Source organism: Streptomyces sp. NBC_00490, assembly GCF_036013645.1.
In the GTDB taxonomy this organism is placed as follows: domain Bacteria; phylum Actinomycetota; class Actinomycetes; order Streptomycetales; family Streptomycetaceae; genus Streptomyces; species Streptomyces canus_F.
This window is the reverse complement of the sequence record NZ_CP107869.1, coordinates 2,987,447-3,008,722: the sequence shown is the minus strand read 5'-3', so window position 1 is coordinate 3,008,722 and position 21,276 is coordinate 2,987,447. Positions and strand designations below refer to the sequence as shown.

Below are 21,276 nucleotides of genomic sequence, written 5' to 3'. Positions count from 1 at the left end.
ATGAAGATCAGCATCCGCAGAAGCAGGCGAGCCGCCGTGGCGGTCGCCCTGGGCTCCGTCCTCGCGCTGACCGCCACCGCCTGCGGTGACGACGGCAGCAGCACGGGTGACAAGGGCAACGAGGGCACCGGCACGGGCAAGATCGTCTTCTGGGACAACAACGGTGGCGTCCGCACCGACATCTGGAAGGAGGTCATCGCCGACTTCGAGAAGGCGAACCCGAAGATCGACGTCGAGTACGTCGGCATCGCCTCCACCGACTACCAGTCCAAGGTCGACACCGCCATCCAGGCCGACAGCCTGCCGGACGTCGGTGGCGTCGGCGCGGCGATGCTCGCGAGCTTCTCCGCCCAAGGCGCCCTGGAGCCGCTGGACAACCGGCTCGCCAAGTCCTCGCTCAACGGCAAGCTCAACGAGGACATGGTCGAGTCGCTGACCGCCGCCGGCGGCGGTGACGGCCGGCTCTACTCGATCCCCACCTCCGCGAACAACGGTGTGCTCTACTACCGCACCGACCTGTTCAAGCAGGCGGGCCTGGACGAGCCGACCACCTGGGACAAGTTCTACAAGGCCGCGGACAAGCTCACCAACGCCGGCAAGAACGAGTTCGGCTACACCATCCGCGGCGGCGCCGGATCCATCGCGCAGGCACTGGACGCGATGTACGGGCAGTCCGGGATCACGTCGTTCTGGAACGGCGACAAAACCACGGTCAACGACCCGAAGAACGTGGCGGCGTTGGAGAAGTACGCGGCCCTCTTCAAGAAGGTCACACCGGCCGCCGACCTCAACAACGACTTCACCAAGATGGTCGCCCAGTGGGATTCCGGCACCATCGGAATGCTGAACCACAACCTGGGGTCGTACCAGGACCATGTGAAGGCGCTCGGGGTCGACAAGTTCCGGGGTATTCCGCAGCCGACCGGGCCCGACGGAAAGCGGGTCCAGGTCTCCAACCCCGTTGACGGCATCGGCCTGTTCAAGACCTCCAAGAACAAGGACGCGGCCTGGAAGTTCATCGAGTTCGCGCTGTCGAAGGCGGAGAACTCGAAGTTCAACGAGTCCGCGGGGCAGGTGCCCGCGAACAACGACGCGGCGCAGGACGCGTGGATCTCGAAGGCCGAGCCGACCAAGCTGGCCGCGGCCGCGCTGACCGACGGTTCCACCAGCATCGTCCAGCTGCCGTACTACCTGCCCGACTGGGGCACCATCTCGAAGGCCGACAACGAGCCGAACTTCCAGAAGGTGCTGCTCGGAAAGATGAGCGCGAAGGACTTCCTCGACACGCTGGCGGACCAGCTGAACGAGGCCCAGACCGAGTGGAAGTCGCAGAACGGCTAAGAGCTCGGGTGTTTTCGGTTCGTGGGGAGCTGCGGGTCCGCCGTGGCTGGTCGCGCAGTTCCCCGCGCCCCCAGGGGGTTTCACGAAAGGCACATCGTGTCCATTACCCGCAGACAGATCACCTCCGCGGCCCTCGCCGCCGTTCCGCTCGCCTGTGCCGCCACCGGCACCGCTCAGGCATCCGCCCGCAATCGCACCCTCTACATCGCCGGTGATTCCACCGCCGCCCAGAAATACGCCGACGCGGCCCCCGAAACCGGCTGGGGCATGGCGCTCCCCTTCTTTCTGCACAAGGACCGTCCCGTTTCCAATCACGCGGTGAACGGGCGGAGTTCCAAGAGCTTTGTCGACGAGGGCCGACTCGATGTGATCCTCGGGGCCATCCGGCCCGGCGACTTCCTCCTCGTCCAGTTCGCGCACAACGACGAGAAGTCCGCCGACCCCACCCGCTACACCGAGCCCTGGACGACGTACCAGGACTATCTGCGGCTGTACATCGACGGCGCCCGTGCCCGTGGTGCGCGGCCCGTGCTCGCCACCTCCGTGGAGCGCCGGAAGTTCGACACGGCCGGCAACGCCGTGCCGACCCACGGCGACTACCCGGCGTCGATGCGCGCCCTCGCCGAGGAGGAGCGGGTCGCGCTGCTCGACATCCAGGCGCTGTCCCTGGCCCTGTGGCAGAAGCTCGGGGTCGAGGAGACCAAGACGTACTTCAACTGGACCGCGACCGAGCAGGACAACACGCACTTCAACCCGCCCGGTGCGATCGCCGTGGCGCGGCTCGTGGCGCAGGAGCTGCTGCGCACCCGGGTGCTGCGCCCGCAGGACGTGCGACGGCTCGACCAGGAGATCCCCACGTCCTGGATCACCTGGCCCGAAGCCACCGCGTAACCACCCCCTGAACCGGAAGAGAGAGCCGCACCATGAGCACACAGAAATGGCATGGGCATGACATAGCAGCCAAGGTGGCGCGTGCCGCCGCCGTCGTCGGCTGCACCGCCCTCGTGCTGACCGTCACCGGGCCCGGCGCCCAGGCGAGCGGTCGTGACGCCGCTCGGCAGACCCTCCCGGCCGGGGACGGCTGGGGTTCCTACGGGACGGGGACCACCGGTGGCGCCGCGGCCGACGCCGCCCACGTCCACACCGTCTCCACCTGGGCCGACTTCAAGGCCGCCCTGGCCGCCGGCGGAGACGCGCCGAAGATCATCAAGGTCAAGGGGACGATCGACGCCGTCTCGGAGGGCTGCGACGCCTTCGCCGCCGCCGGGTACGACTTCGACGCCTACCTCGCCAGGTACGCGCCGGAGACCTGGGGGCTCGACACCGACCTCAGCGCCGAGCCCGACGACAGCCCCGAGGGGCTGCGCCGCACCTCCGCCGCCAACCAGGACAAGGCCATCAAGGCCAACATCCCCTCCAACACCACGATCATCGGCATCGGCAAGAACGCCGGCATCAAGGGCGCCAGCCTCCAGATCAAGGCCGTCGACAACGTCATCATCCGCAACCTCGCCTTCGAGAGCCCCATCGACTGCTTCCCGCAGTGGGACCCGACCGACGGCACCAAGGGCAACTGGAACTCCGAGTACGACACCGCCGTCGTCTACGGCTCCACCCACGTGTGGATGGACCACAACACCTTCACCGACGGCTCCCACCCCGACAGCGCCGCGCCGACCTATTTCGGCATGCTCTACCAGCAGCACGACGGGGAGCTGGACATCGTCCGAGGCTCCAACTACGTCACCGCCTCCTGGAACGTCTTCACCGAGCACGACAAGACGATCCTGATCGGCAACAGCGACAGCGAGTCCACGGCGGTGGGCGACCGGGGCAAGCTCAAGGTCACCTTCCACCACAACCAGTTCTCCGACCTCGTCGAGCGCGCCCCGCGCGTGCGGTTCGGACAGGTCGACTCCTACAACAACCACTTCGTGGCCAACGAGGACTACGCCTACAGCTTCGGCATCGGCAAGGAGTCCCAACTGGTCGCCGAGCACAACGCGTTCACGCTGCCGGAGGGGGTCAGCGCGGCCAAGGTGCTCAAGCGCTGGAACGTCTCCCCGGTCACCGCCGCCGACAACTACGTCAACGGCAAGCTCACCGACCTGATCGCCGTCCACAACGCCGAGATCCCCGCCGAGGTCCTCCAGCCCGGCGCCGGCTGGACGCCGACCCTGCGCACGAAGATCGACCCGGTCAAGAAGGTCCCCGGCATCGTCGGCCGCGGCGCCGGCGCCGGCCGCGTCTGCTGACACCCGCCCCTGAACGGCCGGGGCGGCCCGCACCGCACGCACCACCCCGAGTGCGCCGCCCCGGCCCCAGCCCCCCACGGCGAGGAAACACCACGCACATCCCCGCAGAGCCGCACAGCCAAGGAGCATCGCCATGCCCTCGCCCCACCGCCAACTACCCCTGTCCAGAAGGGGATTCCTGACCGCGAGCGCCGGTGCGGCCGCCGCGCTCGGCCTCGCGTCCGCGCCCGCCTCCGCCGGCGGTCGGCGCCCCTTCGGCCGGTTCGGTTCCCCGGCCGCCCGGCTCACCCCGACCACGCTCTACGTCGACGCCCGGGGCCGCGGCGACTTCACCACCGTCCAGGCCGCCGTCACCACGGTCACCACCACCGGGTACACCCTGGTCCTCGCCCCCGGCGTCTACCGGGAGACCGTCGCCGTCGCGGCCACCGCCACCGAGCTGACCTGGATCGGCGCGAGCGAGGACCCGCGGGACGTCGTCATCGTCTACGACAACGCGGCCGGCACCCCCAAGCCCGACGGCTCCGGCACCTACGGCACCACCGGCTCCGCCACCACCCTGGTCCGCCCCGACGGCTTCACCGCCCGCTGGATCACCTTCGCCAACGACTGGCTGCGCGCCGACCACCCGGGCGTCTCCGGCACCCAGGCCGTCGCCATCAAGGTGCTGGGCGACCGCTCGGCCTTCCACCACTGCCGCTTCCTGGGCCACCAGGACACCCTGTACGCCGACTCCACCGCCCTGGCCGTCTTCGCCCGCCAGTACTTCTCGCACTGCTACGTCGAGGGCGACGTCGACTTCGTCTTCGGCCGGGGCTCCGCCGTGTTCGAGCAGTGCCACTTCCGCACCCTGACCCGCACCGACCTGGCCTCCGCCCCGTACGGCTTCGTCTTCGCGCCGTCCACGGCGGGCGCCAACCCGCTCGGCTACCTGGTCACGAAGAGCCGCATCAGCAGCGAGGCCCCCGACGCCTACTACAAGCTGGCCCGCCCCTGGGTGCCCAGCTCCGACCCCACCGCCCGCCCGAGCCTCACCGTCCGGGACAGCCGCCTCGACGCGGGCATCGACGCGGTGGCGCCCTACGCCAACATGTCGGACAGCTTCCCCTGGCAGAACCAGCGTTTCGCCGAGTACCGCAACACCGGACCGGGCGCGGTGATCACGGTTGCCGAGAACCGGCCCCAACTCACCTACGAACAGGCCGAGTCGGCGACCCGCGCCGCCTACCTCGGTGACTGGCAGCCGTGGAAGCGGGGGTGCTGAGATGCGCCGACGCACCCTTCTCGCCGCCGGTGCGGGCCTGTTCGCGGCAGGGGTCGCCACCCCCGCCTCCGCCACCGGTGCCCGCCGGGTCCTGCACGTGCGCCCCGGCGGCTCCGTCCAGGCGGCCGTGGACGCGGTCGACGGTCCGGGCTGGACGATCGTCGTCCACCCGGGGACATACCGCGAGGTCGTCGACGTGCCCGCCGACAAGGCCGAGTTGACCCTGCGCGGCGCCTCCCGCGACCCCCGCGACACCGTGATCGTCTACAACAACGCGAACGGAACACAGAAGCCCGACGGCTCCGGAACGTACGGCACCGCGGGCTCCGCCACCTTCACCTCGGCCGCCCCCGGCCTCACCGTCCGCGACCTGACCCTCGCCAACGACTGGCTGCGCGCCGACCATCCCGACATCACCGGGACCCAGGCGGTCGCCTCCTGCACGTACGGCGACCGCACGCACTTCGACAACGTCCGGCTGCTCGCCCACCAGGACACCGTCTTCGTCGAGACGACCGCGCTCACCTCCTTCGACCGTCAGTACTTCCACCGCTGCTACATCGAGGGCGACGTCGACTTCGTCTTCGGCCGGGCCACCGCCGTCTTCGAGGAGTGCCACTTCCACACCCTCCAGCGGGACGTCACCTTCACCCCGAAGGGCATGGTCTTCGCCCCGTCCACCGCCCGCGCCAACCCCCACGGCATCCTCGCCCTGCGCTCCCGCATCACCTCGGGCGCCGAGGACGCGGCGTACAAGCTGGCCCGGCCCTGGGTCCCGTCGTACGAGACGACCGCCTGGCCGTCCCTCGTCGTGCGGGACACCCGGATCGGACCCGGTATCGACCCCGTCGCGCCCTACACCAACATGCGGGAGGCGTACCCCTGGCAGACCATGCGGTTCCGGGAGTACCGCAACTCCGGCCCCGGCGCGGCGATCCCGGTTCCGGAGAACAGGCCTCAACTGACCCGCGAACAAGCCGAGTCGCACACCAAGGCCACGTATCTCGGCGACTGGTGCCCCCGTGCCTGAGCGCTCCGCCGGACACGCGGTTCGTTCGCCGCGGGCCGGTGGGGGCCGGCCGCGCAGTTCCCCGCGCCCCTTGCGGGGCACGGTGGCGCACCCGACACTCAGGGCCGCCGCGGCTCTCCTCGCCTGCGTGTGCCTCGCCTTCGGCTGGGCACCGCAGGCGGTCGGCGCCACCGAGCGCGGTCCCGTCGGCTGGGCCTCCACCGGCGCCGGCACCACCGGCGGGGCGGGCGGCAGCGTCTCGACGGTGCACACCCGTGCCGGGCTCAAGGAGGCCCTCGCCAACGCGGGCGATCCCACCGCGCCCAAGGTGATCCGGGTCGTCGGCGACATCAACGGCCATGAGGCGGACGACGGTTCACTCCTCGGCGAGCAGGACTACGCGCCCGGATACGACCTCGCCAAGTACATGTCCTGCTTCGGCGAGGACGGCACCACCTGGTCCGACACCCGTCACGACTACTGCAGACAGCAGCGGCAGCTGCGCCAGACCGGGTCGAACAAGGAGAAGGCACAGATCCAGCTGACCGTGCCGAGCAACACGACACTCGTCGGCGTCGGCCGGGACGCCCGGCTGCTCGGTGTCTTCCTGACGGTCAATACCGGCACGAACATCATCGTGCGCAACCTCCGCCTCGAGGCCCCCGTCGACCACTTCACCAGCTGGTCGCCCGACGACGGCACCCAGGGCAACTGGAACGCCCGCTTCGACGCGATGACCGTCATCACCGGCAAGAACATCTGGGTCGACCACTGCACCTTCACCGACGGCCGCTTCCCGGACCGCGAGGCACCGCTCGGCTTCCACGGCGAGCACGTCCAACGGCACGACGGACTGCTGGACATCGAGGACGGCTCCGACTTCGTCACCGTCTCCGACAGCCGGTTCACCGACCACGACAAGGCGCTCCTCATCGGGTCGGGCGACGGACGCGGCGACCGCGACCGGGGGCACCTCAGGATCACCTTCGCCCGGAACCTCTTCACCGACATCATGCAGCGCGGCCCCCGCGTCCGCTTCGGACAGGTGCATGTCGTCAACAACGTCTACCGGGGCCGGGCACCTCTCTACGCGCTGGGCGTGGGCGTGGAGTCGGCGATCTACTCCGAGCGCAACGTCTTCCGGTACGACCCGACTCTCGCCCTGGCCGCCTACGGGGGCGAGCACTTCCACGACACCGGCTCCTGGTCCAACGGCCGCCCGGCCCGGCTCGACGCGGTGGCGAGCGGCCTCGGACTGACCGACGACGTCGGCTGGGACCCGGCCGACGTCTACGACTACCGGCCGCTCAGATCCCCGGCGGCGGTCGAGCACCACGTCCTGACCCACGCCGGCACGGGGAGACCGTATGGCCACTCCTGACAGCCTGTACCGGGAGTTGAGGAAGGAGCTCACCTTCCCGCTCGCCTGGGGCACGTCGCCGGTCCGGGACTTCAGCGACTGGCGGCTCCTGGCCCGGGCCAAGGTCGAGAAGCACCTCCTGGTGGAGCGGCAGGACGAGACACCGTACGCGCCGGAGTACGGCGTGCCCTCCCGAACCGACTTCTACACCCGGGAGTTGGTGACGCTCTCCCTCACCCGGTACGAGCGCGTGCGGGGTGCCCTCCTCACCCCGCGCGGCCCCGGCCCCTTCCCCGCCGTGCTCCTCTTCCACGACCACGGGTCCGAGTTCGGCATCGGCAAGGAGAAACTCGTCCGGCCCTGGTACGACGAGACCCGGCTGCCCGCCGCCCAGGCGTGGGCCGACCGGTACTACAGCGGTCGGTTCGTGGGCGACGAACTGGCCCGGCGCGGATATGTCGTGCTGTGCCTGGACGCCCCGGGCTGGGGCGACCGCGGCCCGATCGCCTACGACCAGCAGCAGGCCCTGGCGAGCAACTTCTTCCACCTCGGCTCCTCCCTCGCCGGACTCATGGCCCGCGAGGACGCCCGCGCCGCCGGCTTCCTGGCCGGCCTGAAACGCGTGCGCCGGGTCGCCGCCCTCGGCTTCTCCATGGGCGCCTACCGCGCCTGGCAGACCGCCGCGCTCAGCCACGACATCGCGGCCACCGCCGCCGTCTGCTGGATGACCGGCCTCAGGGAAATGATGGTGCCCGGCAACAACGCACTGCGCGGGCAGTCGGCGTACTACATGCTCCACCCGGGACTCTCCCGGTTCCTCGACTTCCCCGACGTGGCGAGCATCGCCGCCCCCAGGCCGATGCTCTTCTTCGACGGCGGGCTCGACCCGCTGTTCCCCGCCGACGGCGTCCGAGCCGCGTACGACACGCTGCGCGCCGTCTGGCACTCGTGCCACGCCGAGGAGCGGTTGCGTCTGAAGACCTGGCCCGATCTCGGCCATGTCTTCGTCGACCGCATGCAGGACGAGGTCTTCCACTGGCTCGACCACGTCCTCTGATCCACCGTCCCCCTCCCCATCCGTACGAGAAAAGGACCGCACTCCATGTCTCGTCGTACCGCTCTGATCGCCACGACGGCCCTCGCCCTCGGCACCGCCGTGGCCGTCCTCCCCACCCAGGCCCAGGCCGCGACCGTGGTCGTGGACACCTCGGCCGAGCTGAGCAGCGCCATATCCGGTGCCACCGCCGGCACGGTCATCCAGGTCCGCGGCGGCACCTACTACCCGACGGCCACCCTTCAGTCCACGGCCAACGGCACCTCGTCCGCGCCGGTCCAGCTCACCGCGTACGGATCGGAGACCGTCAAGATCGACGGCTCGAACCTGCCCGACGGCGACTGGATCTTCAAGCTGACCGCGGACTACTGGAACGTCTCCAACATCACCTTCCAGAACTCCCCGGACAGCGCGGTCGTCTGCCAGTCCTGCACCGGCACGGTGTGGAACAACATCAAGACCATCAACGGCGGCGACTCCGGATTCACGCTCACCGGCGACGGGACCGTCAACAACACGGTCAAAAACATCGACTCCTACGGCCACTACGACGCCGCCAACCACGGCGAGAACGCCGACGGCATCGCCGTGAAGTTCGGCTCCGGCACCGGCAACCTGATCACCGGCGCCCGCCTCTACAACAACTCGGACGACGGTCTGGACTTCTGGTCCTTCTCCTCGCCCGTCACCGTCGAGCACACCTGGGCCATGGGCAACGGCGTCAACCGCTGGTCCGACTCGGCCTTCGCGGGCGACGGCAACGGCTACAAGCTGGGCGGCGACGGCGAGGTCGTCGCGCACGTCATCAACAACTCGGCGGCCTGGGGCAACGCCGGCAACGGGTTCACCGAGAACTCCAACAAGGGCGCGATCGTCATCAACCGCACCACCGCCTACGCCAACAGCAAGTGGGGCTACTACTTCGCCACCGGCGCCGCCAAGCTCGGCAAGAACCTCGCCGTCGGCAACAGCGGCGGCTCGGTCAGCAAGGGCTCGTCGGTCACCTCGTCCGGCAACAACTGGGACTCCGGCATCGCGACGCCGTCCTTCATCTCCACGAACGCGTCGACGACGTACAACGCCCGCAGCTCCAGCGGCACCCTGCCGGCCACGACCTTCCTCACCACGGGCTCGACGACCATCGGCGCCACGATGAACTGACCTCCCGGGGTGCTTGACCCGTTTTTTGCCCGGCGGGTCTCGCGCCCACCCGGGTGACGCGCGTAGAACGTCTGTCATGCATAAGCCACTGCGTATCGCGGCGCTCGCCGCAGCGTGTGCCGTCACCGGCGCCGCCCTCTACGGCGCCGGTGCGGCCACGGCCGGCCAGTCCACCGCGAACAGCACCCACGAGCCCTACAACATCGGGCTCCTGGTGAAAGACATCGACACCTACTACGGCACCACGCTCGACGCCAACGGCGTCTACCAGGCGTCCACGAGCAGCCAGTACGCCAAGGACCTGGCCAAGCTCGACGCGGCCGCCAGGAAGCAGATCGACAAGTCGGCCCGCAAGGCGCTGAAGAAGCACGACAAGCCCGCGGTCGTCTTCGACATCGACGACACGCTGCTGCTCAGCCTCGACTACGAGAAGAAGACCAACTACACGTACAACGCCACCACCTGGGCCGACTACGTGAACAAGGCCGACCGCCCGGCCGTCTTCGGCAGCCCCGAGCTGGTCCGGTACGCCGAGTCCAAGGGCGTTGAGGTCTTCTACAACTCGGGTCTGTCCGAGGCGCAGCGCTCCGCGGCCGTCGAGAACCTGAAGAAGATCGGCGCCGATGTGAACCTCGACGCCGACCACGTGTTCCTCAAGGACAAGGCCAACCCGCCGTCCTACCTCAGCGCCTGCGCCACGCCGGGCGCCTGGACCTGCACGACCGTGCAGTACAAGTCCGGCACCCGCAAGCACATCGAGCAGGACCTCGGGTACGACATCGTCGCCAACTTCGGTGACCAGTACTCCGACCTGGACGGCGGCTACGCCGACAGGACGTACAAGCTCCCGAACCCGACGTACTTCGTCAGCTAGTTCTTCCTGACCGGCCTGATCCCCTCCAGGGTCGGCACCACCGGCAGAATCGATCCGTCGGCCGCGAACTCCATGCGGTCGACGGTCGTCTCCCGGTGCATGCCGTCCCCGCCCGACGTGCCCGGCCCGTTCAGGGCGAACCGGTGGTAGACGATGTACCAGTCGTCGGTGCCGGGCGTGTTCACCACGGAGTGATGGCCGGTGGCGAGGATGCCGTACTCGGGACGCTTGGACAGGATCGTCCCCTTCTTGGTCCACGGGCCGAGCGGGGACGGTCCCGTCGCGTAGGCGACGTGGTAGTTCTCGCTGCGGGTGTCGTCCTCGGACCACATGAAGTAGTACGTGCCCTTCCGCTTGATCACGAAGGATCCCTCGCGGAAGTTCTCCGGGGTGATGTCCTTGACCTCCGCCGGGTCGTACGAGGTCATGTCGTCGTTCAGCGGCACGACGTATCCGTGGCCGTTGCCCCAGTAGAGATACGACGTCCCGTCGTCGTCCGTGTACACGGCGGGGTCGATCATCTGGCCCTGGAACGAGCCGCCCTTGGCCACCAGCGGCTTGCCCAGCGCGTCCTTGAACGGGCCGGCGGGGGAGTCCGCGACCGCGACGCCGATCTGCTGCTCGGCGCAGAAGTAGAAGTAGTACCTGCCGTTCCGCTCGGCGATGGCCGGTGCCCAGGCGTACTTGTCCGCCCAGGTGACGTCCGGACCGAGGTCCAGGATGACGCCGTGGTCCTTCCAGTGGACCAGGTCCTTCGACGAGTACGCCTTGAAGCGGGTCCCGCCCCAGCCCTGGAAGCCGTCCGTCGTCGGGTAGATCCAGTACTCGCCGTTCAGATAGTGCACGTCGGGGTCGGCGTTGAGGCCCGGCAGGACGGGACTCCCGGTCCGTACCGCCTCCACCGTCCAGGTGCGCCTGGTGCCGTCGGCCGCCGTCACGGTGTACGTCTGCGGCTTGCGGAAGTCGCGTCGGGTACCGGACCGGGGGCTGACGGTGGCGCCTTCGCCGATCGCGATCTTCGGTGCCAGGCGCGCGAGGTCCGCGTCCGGCCGCATCGGCAGCACGGCCTTCGAGGCGGCCTCCGTGACGATGGCGTACCCCTTCTGGTCCTTCGCCGTCACGTCCACGACCGAGGCGGGGGTCGCCGGGTAGGCCGCCAGCAGCCGGTCGTACTCGGCCCGCGTCACCGGAAGTACCGTTCCGTGCCGGGGACTTGCCGGGAGCTGGTAGTCCGTCGACGGGGTCCACCGGCCCGAGTCGAGGTCGGTCGTCTCGAAGGGGACGTACCCGCGACCGCCGTACTCGTCGATGAAGAGGTACCACTTCTCCTCGGTGTTCGACTTGAACACCGTCGGCCCCTCGCCGCGCGACATCGCGCCACTGCCGACACAGTCCGCGACGAAGTCGTACGTCGTCGAGGTCAGGGACGTCGACTTCTCGGCGGTGATGAACTTCGAGCAGGGGCTGGAGGAGCCGGGGTCCCGCTCGTCCTTGGTGTAGCGGTAGTAGGTGCCCTTGTGCTTCACCACGGTCGAGTCGATGACCGAGTAGCCCGGGTCGTCCCAGACCTTCGGCTCGCTGAAGGTGCGGAAGTCCTTCGTGGTCGCGTACAGCATCTTGTTGTACGTCGATCCCGTGTGGTCGGGGTCGTCGTCCGCGTACAGCTTCGAGGCCCAGAAGACGACGTACTCGCCGAGGGAGTCGTCCCAGTAGGCCTCCGGCGCCCAGGTGTTGCCCGCGGCGTCGGGGGAGACCTTCACCAGGCGCTGGTCGGTCCAGTGGACCAGATCGGTGGACTCCCAGACCATGATCGACTTGCTGCCGTGCCGCTGGACGTGGTCCCAGCTGCCGCTGCTGTTCTTGTACATGCGCAGGTCGGTGGCGATCAGATAGAACTTGTCGCCCTTGGGGGAGCGGATCACGAACGGGTCGCGCAGCCCCTTCTCGCCGGTCGTCGAGGTCAGGACCGGCTTTCCGGCGTTCAGCTCACGCCAGTGCAGCGGGTCGTTGCCACGGCTGAGGGCATAGCGGATCTGCTCGCCGTCGGCGGTGCCCTCGCCGGTGAAGTAGGTGAAGAGATATCCGGCGTACTTGGGCTTGTTCACGGGTGGAGCTCCGGAGTCGGCGGTACTGGGCGGGGCCGACAGAAGGCCCAGCAGAAGGGCGAGGAGGGGGAGCAGGAGCGTGCGAGCGGTGCGGGGGCGCATGACACATCCTGTGTGAGTGTGGGGGTTTGTGTTCGATCGGAGTGTCATCGGTGGGACCGGACGCGTCAATCGGTGTGCAGGGGATGGGTGACACCGAAACTTTCGATCGATCTTCACGCTCCGCGGCAACTTTTGCGGGCGCGGCGGCGACCTGGATGCAGAAACGGGCCGGGGCGGCCCCTCCGGCCCGTTTCGCCTCCATCGCCTAGGAAAGGAACGCCCCGTGCGTCAGAGCACCGGACGCCACCGCAGGACCCGAACGCTCTCCGTCGCCGCGGCGGTGGCCGTCGCCGCGGGGGCGGGCGGCGTCTACCTCGGCCTGTCGAACGGCGGCGCCGAGGCCGCTTCGTCGACGGTCACCGTGACCACCACCGCACAGCTCGAAGCAGCCGTGAAGAGCGCCGCCGCGGGCACCACCATCCAGCTCCGCGCCGGCACCTACTACCCGACGACGACCCTCAAGTCGACCGCGAACGGCACGAGTTCGGCACGGATCACCCTCCAGGCGTACGGCAGCGAGAAGGTCAAGATCGACGGCTCCAAGCTGGCCGACGGGTCCTGGCTGGCCGGGATCTACGGCGACTACTGGACCGTGCAGAACCTGACCTTCCAGAACTCCCCGGCCCAGGGCTTCGTCGTCACCTCGTCCGTGGGCGGCGTCTTCAAGAACCTCGTCACCGCGAACAACGGCGACTCCGGGTTCACGCTGCGCGGCGACGGCACGACGAACAACCTCGTGCAGAACCTGGACAGCCACGGCAACTACGACCCGGCCGGACACGGACAGAACGCCGACGGCATCGCGGTCAAGTTCGGCTCCGGCACCGGCAACAGGATCACCGGCGCCCGTCTCCACAACAACTCGGATGACGGTCTCGACCTCTGGCAGTTCTCCTCCCCCGTCACCATCGAGCACTCCTGGGCCTTCGGCAACGGCAAGAACCGCTGGAACGACTCGGCCTTCGAGGGCAACGGCAACGGCTACAAGCTGGGCGGCGGGGGTGTCACGGTCGCGCACGTCGTCAACAACAACGCGGCCTGGGACAACACGCTGAACGGGTTCACCGAGAACTCCAACCCGGGCGCGATCGTCCTGAACCGCAACACGGCGTACGCCAACGCCGAGGCGGGCTTCTACTTCGCCACGGGCAAGGCCCGCCTCGCGCGGAACCTGGCCGTGGGCAACAAGGGCGGCCTGTCGAAGCCGGGCTCGTCGACGGTGTCCGCCGCGAACAACTGGGACGGCGGGGTCTCGACACCGTCCTTCAAGTCGACGGACGCCACAACGGCGTACAGCGCGCGGAAGTCGGACGGTTCGCTCCCGGCCACCACCTTCCTCACCACCGGCTCGACCGCCATCGGTTCGACGATGAACTGAACGCGGGAAACGGAACGCCCCGCCTGTCGTCACAGGCGGGGCGTTCTCTGTGCCGGCCGAGGGGGGCTCGGGCCGGCTACTGCTGACCGAGGGGGGCTCAGGTCAGCAGGTCCATGCAGTCGAACGACGTGCCCGGGCTGAGATAGGCCGTGCCGGTCGAACCACTGACGATCTCGAGCTTCAGGACGTTGTACCGGGAGGTGTCCGTCTGCCACGCACTATTAGGGACGTTGAAGGTGAACGAATGGTTGTTCCCACGGTATGAACCTGTGGTGAGAGAGCGGGTGTTGGGCTGGGCGGGGGCCGAGGGGACGGCCGAAACCCAGTCGTTCACGGTGACGCGCGGACGCCCGTTGAGGAAGGCGTCCGTGACACCGATCCTGAGAGTGTGCGCGGACGCGGCTTGTGCCTTGGTCAACTTGAAGTGGACCAGGATGCCGTCGTTGACGTCCTTCCACATGTACGCGGGGAAGGACGCCGCCTCACCGCCGCCGCCGATCGTGACGTTGCCGGTCCACTTCGCCGCGCGGGCGTCGGACGGGTGCGCGTACGTCATCAGCTCGGCGTTCTTGAACTCCCCGGGCGTGCCGTCCCAGTCGCCGAGCCGCCAGATCGCCGGAGCCGTCGACGGGTCGCCCGTGACGGTCAGGCTGTTCAGGGACGTCGTACCGCCCGCCGTGACCTTCACCGACGCGGTGTGCACGGCGAGTTCGCCCTTGTAGACGGTCAGCGTGTACGTCCCCGGCAGCATCCCCTTGCAGGAGAAACCGCCCGTGCCCGCAGCGGCCTTCGCCCAGTACTGGGCGTCCGCGTTGGCGAAGCCCACGGTGTAGGGGTACCTGGCGTCCATCCCCTTCAGCCCGACGCCCGCCACCTTGCCGCGGCCGGCCGCGCCGACCCAGCCGGTGATGCCGAGGCCGTCCACCCAGGAGGTGTCGAGCCTGTCGTGGAAGAGGGACGAGGAGGGAGTACCTCCGTCGGTGAAGGCCAGCACGTACGGGCCCTGGAGACCGAAGCGCTCCGGCTCCGTCTGGGCCTGGTTGTAGTGCAGGATCTCGTAGAGCCCGGCGCCCAGGTCGTTGGAGTGGCGCAGCAGCGAGCGGTAGAAGGGGCCGCCCGAGGCCTTCTCGTGATGGGAGCGCACCAGGTACAGACCGACCGAGCCGGTGGTGAAGCCGACGTGGTCGTAGTCGATGACACGCTTGCCCGAGTAGTGCTTGGAGTGGGTCGTGCCGTCGCCCCGCTTCCAGACATCACCGGCCTCGATGATTTTGTCGGAGGCCTCGATCCAGGAGTCGGAGCCCTCGTTGGGGAACATCCCGGGCTTGAGGCGGACGAGGTAGCGGGTCGCGGTGAAGGAGGCGTCCGCCTTGTTCGTCCAGGCGTAGACGTTGTTCTGGCCGCTGCGGGCCGCGTACCACTGGGTGATCGCGCCGTGGGCGGCCTTCACCAGGATCGTCGAGCCCACTGCTTGATCGTCACCGTGGAGGCGCCGAGGCCGGACTCGACGTGCGAGTGCTTGCCGCCGTAGCCCTCGTACTCCTTGCCTTTGTAGGCGAGGGAGGTGAGGTCGCCCGTCGACTTGGAGACCTTGAACACGAGCGAGGCACCGGTGTCGATGACGTAGTTCTTGCCGTCGTCCCGGTAGCCGAAGGCCGCGGCGGACGCCGACGACAGCAGTCCGGTTCCGCCCGCGACGGCGGCGCCGGTGGCGGCGACGCCGATCGCGGATGCCCCGAGCACGCGGCGGCGTGTGAGGTGTCTCTTGTGCGTGCTCAAGGGGATGACTCCGTCATGCTTGAAGGATCACTCACTCGTACGAAATGTCAGAGGAAGAGAACTTGCAGAAGGTTCCGTCGGCACCGGTACCGATCTGGGCCGGTTCGGCGCCCGTGTTGTTGCCCTTGAAGCGGACACAGGTCTTGATCTTCTTGCCGCTGTCGCCGTGGATACGGACCTTGCGCAGCGCGGCGGTGTCGCCGTAGTTCGTGTTGATGCCCACGATCGCGTTCATCGGCGCGGTCACGTCCACGTCGTTGAGGATGATCGTGCGCTTGTACTGCGTGGAGCAGTTGCCGCAACTGCGCACCAGCTTGCCGGAGTTCTCGACCTGGAACTTGGAGACGACCAGCTTGCCGGCGCCGTTGAACTGCAGGACCTTGTCCGAGCCGTTCTTCGCGCCGCCGCCGTAGACCGTGTACACGGACGAGGAGGACTTGCCCTTGAAGGTCGCCGCGTCCTCGCCGACATCCGTCCACCACACGTTCTGCAGCGTGCAGCTGCCCAGGCAGTGGACGCCGTCCGCGGCCGGGGTGCCGATGATCACGTTCTTCAGGACGGCACCGTCCGCCAGCTGGAAGACCGGGTCCTGGCCCTCGTCCTGACTGTCGCCGCCGAGGGCGCCGCTGCCGTAGAACTGCTTGTAGCCGCCGTTGTAGGTGCCCGTGACCTTGATGGTGCTGCTCACGGCCTGCTTGCCGGTGGCGGTCGGCCAGGAGGACGCGGCGCTCGCGGAGGACAGCATCGTCGTCGTGACGATCGCCGCACCCGTGAGACCGAGGGCCGAGGCTCCGGCGATCACCGCCCGGCGCTTGGAGACCTGGCGGCGGTGGCGGACGCGCTGTTCAGCTCGTGCAGTCATGCCCGTTCCTTGCGTGGGAGAGGATCCTTACGGCTCCTGGTCGCCACGGGTGAGGGAAAGGGTTGCCGCGTCTGCGGAATTTCTTTACGAATCCCCGTCGGAGGACGCGTCGCCGCCCGAGTGGGAGGCGAAGTCGCCCTTCACCGCGAGCTGTTCGCCGCCCGCGGTGCCGGTCGCGGTGTACCGGTCGGCCGCCGCGTCGCGGCCGCCGCGCTCATGGTCGTACTGCCCCGCGAACACCCACTCGCCCTTGGCGACCTTGCGGCCCTCCTTGAGCGTCCAGGTGTAGACGAGGAAGCCGTCCTTCTCCTCGGTCGTCAGCGTGAAGTCGTCCTCGGGCGGCGAGCGCCAGGCACCGGTCGAGGTGACGCCGCCGGTCTGCGCGACCTTCAACTGCACGGTGAGCGCGGTCAGTTCCTCGGAGGTCTTCAGGGTGATGTCGCTCTGTGCCCAGAAGTCGTTGCTGTGCGGGTCGACCGAGCCGTCCGACCACAGGGGGCCGTCCTCCTCGCCGGCGGCGGTGACCGGGGGCCGGGCGGTGGGGGTCGCGGAGGGCTGCTGGCGCGTGGGGGTGCCGCTGGGCTTGCCGGTCTCCTGGGCCTCGCCCGGCGACGGGTCGGCCGGTTCGACCGGCGCCCGGCTCGTCGCGTCCGGCGACGGCTCGGGGGTCGCCGTGGTCGCCACGGTCTGCTGCGGGGCGTCGTCCTTCACGGCCGAGGCCACCGCGTAGCCGCCGACGCCGAGCACGCACGCGACCGCGGCCGTGGCGCTGACCACCCGCACCCAGCCGAACACCGGCGGACGGGTCGCCCGGTGGTCCGGGCGGACCTCCTCGGCCATGCCGCGCTCGATCCGCGCCAGGATGCGCGCGCGATCGGGCTCGTGCTGTCCGGCCGCCTCGTGCAGCCGGGCGCGCAGCTCGTCGTGCACGTCCTGCTGCCTCATCGGTTCCGTCCTCCGGTCTCGCCGCCGCGCGCCATCGCCGCGTGCACCCTCTGCGGTACGCCCTGGGCACCGAGCAGCCGCTGCAGTTCCGCCATGCCCTTGGACGTCTGGGACTTAACCGTACCCACGGAAACACCGAGGGCGAGAGCGGTGTCCTTCTCCGACAGGTCGAACGCGTGCCGCAGGACCACGCACGCCCGTTTACGGAACGGCAGCCTGCGCAGCGCCTCTTGGACGTCCACGACACCCGCTATGTCCGGGTTTTCGATCTTCTCCTCGCGCTGCGACCAGAACAGGGCGATCCGGCGGCGCTCACGGACCGCGCTGCGGATGCGGGTGCGGGCGAGATTGGCGACGACACCGCGGGCGTACGCTGCCGGATGGTCGGCCGCGCGCACCCGGTCCCAGCGGTTCCAGAGCGCGAGCAGCGCGTCCGCCGCGAGATCGTCGGCGGCATCCGACTCGCCGGTCAGCAGATGGGCGAGACGGGACAGTTCGGCGTAGTGGCGCTCGAAGAAGGCATGGAACTCCACGGAGGCTGCGTCGTCGACGACCGTGCCCACGGGCGAAACCTCCCAGTGCCTGTCATGTGAATGACATGTGATCATCCGGAGGTGACCCGGACGAGATCCGGAAGCGTAGCAGTGATCAACCTCGTGGTTCGTACGGGGCTTCGAACGCAGTCTGGCCCACCGGACCCCGATTCCGTAACACGTTGAAAACCTGAAGCGCGTTCAACACGGGAACAATCCAGCCAGCATCCGCGCACAGATCAATCAGGCAACAAGGAGCAACAGCCATGTCCGACACGCAGAAGGTGGCCGACCGGCCGAGCGGCCCGCCACCAGCGGCGAACGGCGTCGACCGGTACTTCAGGATCTCCGAGCGGGGATCCACCTTCGCCCGCGAGATACGCGGCGGCTTCGCCACATTCTTCACGATGGCCTACATCCTTGTCCTGAATCCCATCATCCTGGGCAGCGCCAAGGACAAGTTCGGCGACACCCTCGACCCGGTCCAACTCACCACCGCCACCGCCCTGGTGGCCGCGGTGATGACGATCATCATGGGCGTCGGCGGAAACCTGCCCCTCGCGCTCGCCGCAGGCCTCGGATTGAATGCAGTCGTCGCCTTCCAGATCGCCCCGCTGATGAGCTGGGACGACGCGATGGGCCTCGTCGTCCTCGAGGGCCTGCTGATCTGCGTCCTGGTGGTGACCGGTCTGCGCGAGGCCGTCATGCACGCCATCCCGCAGCCGCTCAAGCAGGCGATCAGTGTCGGCATCGGCCTGTTCATCGCCTTCATCGGCTTCGTCGACGCCGGCTTCGTCAGCCGGATCCCCGACGCCGCGAACACCACCGTGCCGGTCCAGCTCGGCGGCACCGGCACCCTCTCCGGATGGCCGATTCTCGTCTTCTGTCTCGGTGTGCTGCTGACGATCGGACTGCTCGCCCGCAAGGTCAAGGGCGCCATCCTGATCAGCATCGTGACCATGACGATCATCGCGATGATCATCAACTCGGCCGCTGACATCAAGAGCTGGGGCCTGACCACGCCCGCGTGGCCCGACAAGCTCGTCGACACCCCGGACTTCGGGCTGATCGGTCACTTCAGCCTCTTCGGGGCGTTCAGCGCCGCCGACGTCAGTGTCATCACCGTCGTCCTGCTGATCTTCACGCTGATCCTGTCCGACTTCTTCGACACCATGGGCACGGTCGTCGGCATCAGCGCGGAGGCGGGCCTCCTCGACGAGGAGGGCAAGGTCCCGAACCTCGGCCGGGTGCTGCTCATCGACGGCGCCGCCGCGGTCGCGGGCGGCGCGGCGTCGTCGTCCTCCGCCACGTCGTACATCGAGTCGGCGGCGGGTGTCGGCGAGGGGTCGCGCACCGGCTTCTCGAACCTGATCACCGGTGGCCTCTTCGGCCTCGCCCTGTTCCTGGGCCCGCTGCTCACCATCGTCCCGCTCCAGGCGGCCGCCCCCGCGCTGGTCGCCGTCGGCTTCCTGATGATGACCCAGGTCAAGCACATCGACTGGGAGAAGTACGAGATCGCCATCCCGGCGTTCCTCACCATCGCCGTGATGCCGTTCACGTACTCGATCACCAACGGCATCGGGGCGGGGTTCCTCGCCTACGTCGTGATCAAGATGGTTCTCGGCAAGGCGAAGGAGATCCACTGGCTGCTGTGGGGGACGTCGGTGCTGTTCCTGATCTACTTCGCGATCGACCCGATCGAGCAGATCCTCGGCGCGAAGTGAGGACGCTGCGCGACCAGCCGCGGGTTCGTCGTGGCTGGTCGCGCAGTTCCCCGCGCCCCTGGGGGCGCCTAGCTGATCGCCGCTTTCATCATCGCCCTGGCCACCGGGGCCGCCAGGCCGTTGCCGCTCACTTCGGAGCGGGCCGCGTCCGACTGCTCGACGAGGACCGCCACGGCGACTTCCTTGTCCCCTGACTTGGCATAGGACGTGAACCAGGCGTACGGCGACTTGCTGTTGTTCTCGCCGCGCTGTGCGGTACCCGTCTTGCCGCCGACGGTCGCCCCGGCGATCTGCGCGTTGGTGCCGGTGCCGTCCTTGACGACCGTCTGCATCGCGGACTGGAGCTGCTCGGCGGTCTCGGAGCTGACGACCTCGGTCGTCGACGCCTGGTCGTCGTAGTTCTCCAGCGCATCGCCGCCGTTGTCCGTGATCTGCGACACCATGTGCGGCGAGACCAGCTTGCCGCCGTTGGAGATGGCCGCGGACACCATGGCCATCTGGAGCGGCGTCGCGGTGACATCGAACTGGCCGATGCCGGTGAGGGCCGTCGACGAGTCGTTCATGTCCGACGGGTAGACGCTGGTGTACGCCCGCACGGGCACGTCCTGCGACTCGTCGTTGAAGCCGAACTTCTCCGCCATCGCCCGCAGCTTGTCCTGGCCGAGATTGAACGCCATCTTCGCGAACACGTTGTTGCAGGAGTACTGGAGCGCGGTGCGGATCGAGGCGTTCTCGCAGGGCGCGGACTTGTTCTCGTTCTCCAGATCGGTCACCGTGCCCGGCAGCCGGTACGGGTCCGGGCTCTCGGTTTTCTCGTCCACCGACGAGTACAGACCGTCCTCCAGCGCGGCCGCCGCCACGACCAGCTTGAACGTCGAACCCGGCGCCACCGGCTGCCGCAGCGCGCGGTTGGTCAGCGGCTTGTCGGCGTCCGTGGTGAGCTTCTTCCAGGCCGAACCGGCCGTGTTGGCGTCGGTCAGCGAGGACGGGTCGTACGACGGGGTCGACACGACGGCCAGGATCTTGCCGGTCGCCGGATCGATCGCGACGGCCGCGCCCTGCTTGTCGCCGAGCGCCTCATAGGCCGCCTTCTGCACGTCCGGGTCGATCGTGGTGACCACGTTGCCGGGCTCGGCGCGCTGGTTGGTCACCGTGTCCATGACGGACTTCAGCCGGCTGTCCGAGCCGTTGAGAAGGTCGGTGTAGATGCCTTCCAGCTGGGTCGGGGCGTAGGCCTGCGAGGCGTAACCCGTCACCGCGGCGTACAGCTCACCGTCCTTGTAGGTGCGCTTGTATCTGAGGTCGCTGCCCTTCGTCTGCGCGGAACCGGTGATCGACTCACCGGCCACGATGATGTTCCCGAGCGGCGACGAGTACGTCTCGATCGCGTTCCGCCGGTTGTCGTTGTCGTCCGCGAGCGCCTGGCCGTCGTAGAACTGCACCCAGGTCGCTCGCAGCAGCAGAGCGAACACCAGCAGCAGCGCGAAGACCGAGGCGCGCCTGATCGTCTTGTTCATCCCGCTCAGGTAG

The 21,276-nt window shown here is 68.6% G+C and carries 16 protein-coding genes and 1 pseudogene; 11 read left to right on the top strand and 6 right to left on the bottom strand.

The annotated features are described in order from the left end of the window. The 9 genes from OG381_RS13525 to OG381_RS13485 all read left to right on the top strand — a co-directional run bounded on the left by OG381_RS13525 (nt 1) and on the right by OG381_RS13485 (nt 10,318). Nucleotides 1-1,341: an ABC transporter substrate-binding protein gene (locus OG381_RS13525; protein WP_327716354.1), complete on the top strand. Its 1,341-nt coding sequence runs from the start codon at nt 1-3 to the stop codon at nt 1,339-1,341. Nucleotides 1,342-1,437: 96 nt separating this feature from the next. Beyond that, nucleotides 1,438-2,232 (top strand): rhamnogalacturonan acetylesterase, encoded by a 795-nt coding sequence (locus OG381_RS13520; RefSeq protein WP_327716353.1) that lies wholly within the window; start codon nt 1,438-1,440, stop codon nt 2,230-2,232. A 32-nt stretch (nt 2,233-2,264) separates the two neighbouring features. Then, complete coding sequence (locus OG381_RS13515) at nt 2,265-3,596, top strand: pectate lyase family protein (protein ID WP_327716352.1); 1,332 nt, start codon at nt 2,265-2,267, stop codon at nt 3,594-3,596. Between the two features lie 133 nt (nt 3,597-3,729). After that, nucleotides 3,730-4,860 (top strand): pectinesterase family protein, encoded by a 1,131-nt coding sequence (locus OG381_RS13510; RefSeq protein ID WP_327716351.1) that lies wholly within the window; start codon nt 3,730-3,732, stop codon nt 4,858-4,860. 1 nt (nt 4,861) lies between these two features. Further along, complete coding sequence (locus OG381_RS13505; RefSeq protein ID WP_327716350.1) at nt 4,862-5,890, top strand: pectinesterase family protein; 1,029 nt, start codon at nt 4,862-4,864, stop codon at nt 5,888-5,890. Between the two features lie 82 nt (nt 5,891-5,972). Next, nucleotides 5,973-7,250, top strand: coding sequence for a pectate lyase family protein (locus tag OG381_RS13500; protein ID WP_327716349.1), 1,278 nt, complete (start codon nt 5,973-5,975; stop codon nt 7,248-7,250). Then, the gene (locus tag OG381_RS13495; protein WP_327716348.1) at nt 7,237-8,286 is read left to right on the top strand and encodes a dienelactone hydrolase family protein; all 1,050 of its coding nucleotides are present in this window, start codon (nt 7,237-7,239) and stop codon (nt 8,284-8,286) included. The genes OG381_RS13500 and OG381_RS13495 overlap by 14 nt, the downstream gene beginning before the upstream one ends. A gap of 45 nt (nt 8,287-8,331) precedes the next feature. After that, nucleotides 8,332-9,444: a right-handed parallel beta-helix repeat-containing protein gene (locus tag OG381_RS13490; RefSeq protein WP_327716347.1), complete on the top strand. Its 1,113-nt coding sequence runs from the start codon at nt 8,332-8,334 to the stop codon at nt 9,442-9,444. A 76-nt stretch (nt 9,445-9,520) separates the two neighbouring features. Then, the gene (locus tag OG381_RS13485; RefSeq protein WP_327716346.1) at nt 9,521-10,318 is read left to right on the top strand and encodes an HAD family acid phosphatase; all 798 of its coding nucleotides are present in this window, start codon (nt 9,521-9,523) and stop codon (nt 10,316-10,318) included. Here the strand turns inward: OG381_RS13485 and OG381_RS13480 are convergent. Further along, nucleotides 10,315-12,525: a family 43 glycosylhydrolase gene (locus OG381_RS13480; RefSeq protein WP_327716345.1), complete on the bottom strand. Its 2,211-nt coding sequence runs from the start codon at nt 12,523-12,525 to the stop codon at nt 10,315-10,317. The two genes, OG381_RS13485 and OG381_RS13480, sit on opposite strands and share 4 nt — an antisense overlap. Nucleotides 12,526-12,748: 223 nt before the next feature. On the opposite strand from OG381_RS13480, the gene OG381_RS13475 reads away from it, so the two are divergent. Next, complete coding sequence (locus tag OG381_RS13475; protein ID WP_327716344.1) at nt 12,749-13,903, top strand: right-handed parallel beta-helix repeat-containing protein; 1,155 nt, start codon at nt 12,749-12,751, stop codon at nt 13,901-13,903. Nucleotides 13,904-14,000: 97 nt separating this feature from the next. Here OG381_RS13475 and OG381_RS13470 read toward each other — a convergent pair. The 4 genes and pseudogenes from OG381_RS13470 to OG381_RS13455 form a co-directional block, all read right to left on the bottom strand. Further along, nucleotides 14,001-15,682, bottom strand: a pseudogene (locus OG381_RS13470) (rhamnogalacturonan lyase B N-terminal domain-containing protein). A 31-nt stretch (nt 15,683-15,713) separates the two neighbouring features. Continuing rightward, nucleotides 15,714-16,544 (bottom strand): pectate lyase, encoded by an 831-nt coding sequence (locus OG381_RS13465; RefSeq protein WP_327716343.1) that lies wholly within the window; start codon nt 16,542-16,544, stop codon nt 15,714-15,716. A gap of 84 nt (nt 16,545-16,628) precedes the next feature. After that, nucleotides 16,629-17,489: a hypothetical protein gene (locus OG381_RS13460; RefSeq protein WP_327716342.1), complete on the bottom strand. Its 861-nt coding sequence runs from the start codon at nt 17,487-17,489 to the stop codon at nt 16,629-16,631. Beyond that, nucleotides 17,486-18,052: a SigE family RNA polymerase sigma factor gene (locus tag OG381_RS13455; RefSeq protein ID WP_327716341.1), complete on the bottom strand. Its 567-nt coding sequence runs from the start codon at nt 18,050-18,052 to the stop codon at nt 17,486-17,488. The genes OG381_RS13460 and OG381_RS13455 overlap by 4 nt, the downstream gene beginning before the upstream one ends. A gap of 236 nt (nt 18,053-18,288) precedes the next feature. Here OG381_RS13455 and OG381_RS13450 point away from each other — a divergent pair, with 236 nt between their 5' ends. Then, entirely contained in the window at nt 18,289-19,746 is a 1,458-nt protein-coding gene (locus OG381_RS13450; protein WP_327716340.1) for an NCS2 family permease, read from the top strand. Between the two features lie 68 nt (nt 19,747-19,814). Here the strand turns inward: OG381_RS13450 and OG381_RS13445 are convergent, their stop codons facing one another. Continuing rightward, nucleotides 19,815-21,263, bottom strand: coding sequence for a peptidoglycan D,D-transpeptidase FtsI family protein (locus tag OG381_RS13445; RefSeq protein WP_327716339.1), 1,449 nt, complete (start codon nt 21,261-21,263; stop codon nt 19,815-19,817). Nucleotides 21,264-21,276 lie beyond the last annotated feature (13 nt).

Coding starts and splice junctions, on each gene's coding strand:
- OG381_RS13525 (WP_327716354.1), top strand. CDS start 1: ATGAAGATCAGCATCCGCAGAAGCAGGCGAGCCGCCGTGGCGGTCGCC.
- OG381_RS13515 (WP_327716352.1), top strand. CDS start 2,265: ATGAGCACACAGAAATGGCATGGGCATGACATAGCAGCCAAGGTGGCG.
- OG381_RS13510 (WP_327716351.1), top strand. CDS start 3,730: ATGCCCTCGCCCCACCGCCAACTACCCCTGTCCAGAAGGGGATTCCTG.
- OG381_RS13505 (WP_327716350.1), top strand. CDS start 4,862: ATGCGCCGACGCACCCTTCTCGCCGCCGGTGCGGGCCTGTTCGCGGCA.
- OG381_RS13495 (WP_327716348.1), top strand. CDS start 7,237: ATGGCCACTCCTGACAGCCTGTACCGGGAGTTGAGGAAGGAGCTCACC.
- OG381_RS13490 (WP_327716347.1), top strand. CDS start 8,332: ATGTCTCGTCGTACCGCTCTGATCGCCACGACGGCCCTCGCCCTCGGC.
- OG381_RS13485 (WP_327716346.1), top strand. CDS start 9,521: ATGCATAAGCCACTGCGTATCGCGGCGCTCGCCGCAGCGTGTGCCGTC.
- OG381_RS13480 (WP_327716345.1), bottom strand. CDS start 12,525: ATGCGCCCCCGCACCGCTCGCACGCTCCTGCTCCCCCTCCTCGCCCTT.
- OG381_RS13465 (WP_327716343.1), bottom strand. CDS start 16,544: ATGACTGCACGAGCTGAACAGCGCGTCCGCCACCGCCGCCAGGTCTCC.
- OG381_RS13460 (WP_327716342.1), bottom strand. CDS start 17,489: ATGAGGCAGCAGGACGTGCACGACGAGCTGCGCGCCCGGCTGCACGAG.
- OG381_RS13450 (WP_327716340.1), top strand. CDS start 18,289: ATGTCCGACACGCAGAAGGTGGCCGACCGGCCGAGCGGCCCGCCACCA.
- OG381_RS13445 (WP_327716339.1), bottom strand. CDS start 21,263: ATGAACAAGACGATCAGGCGCGCCTCGGTCTTCGCGCTGCTGCTGGTG.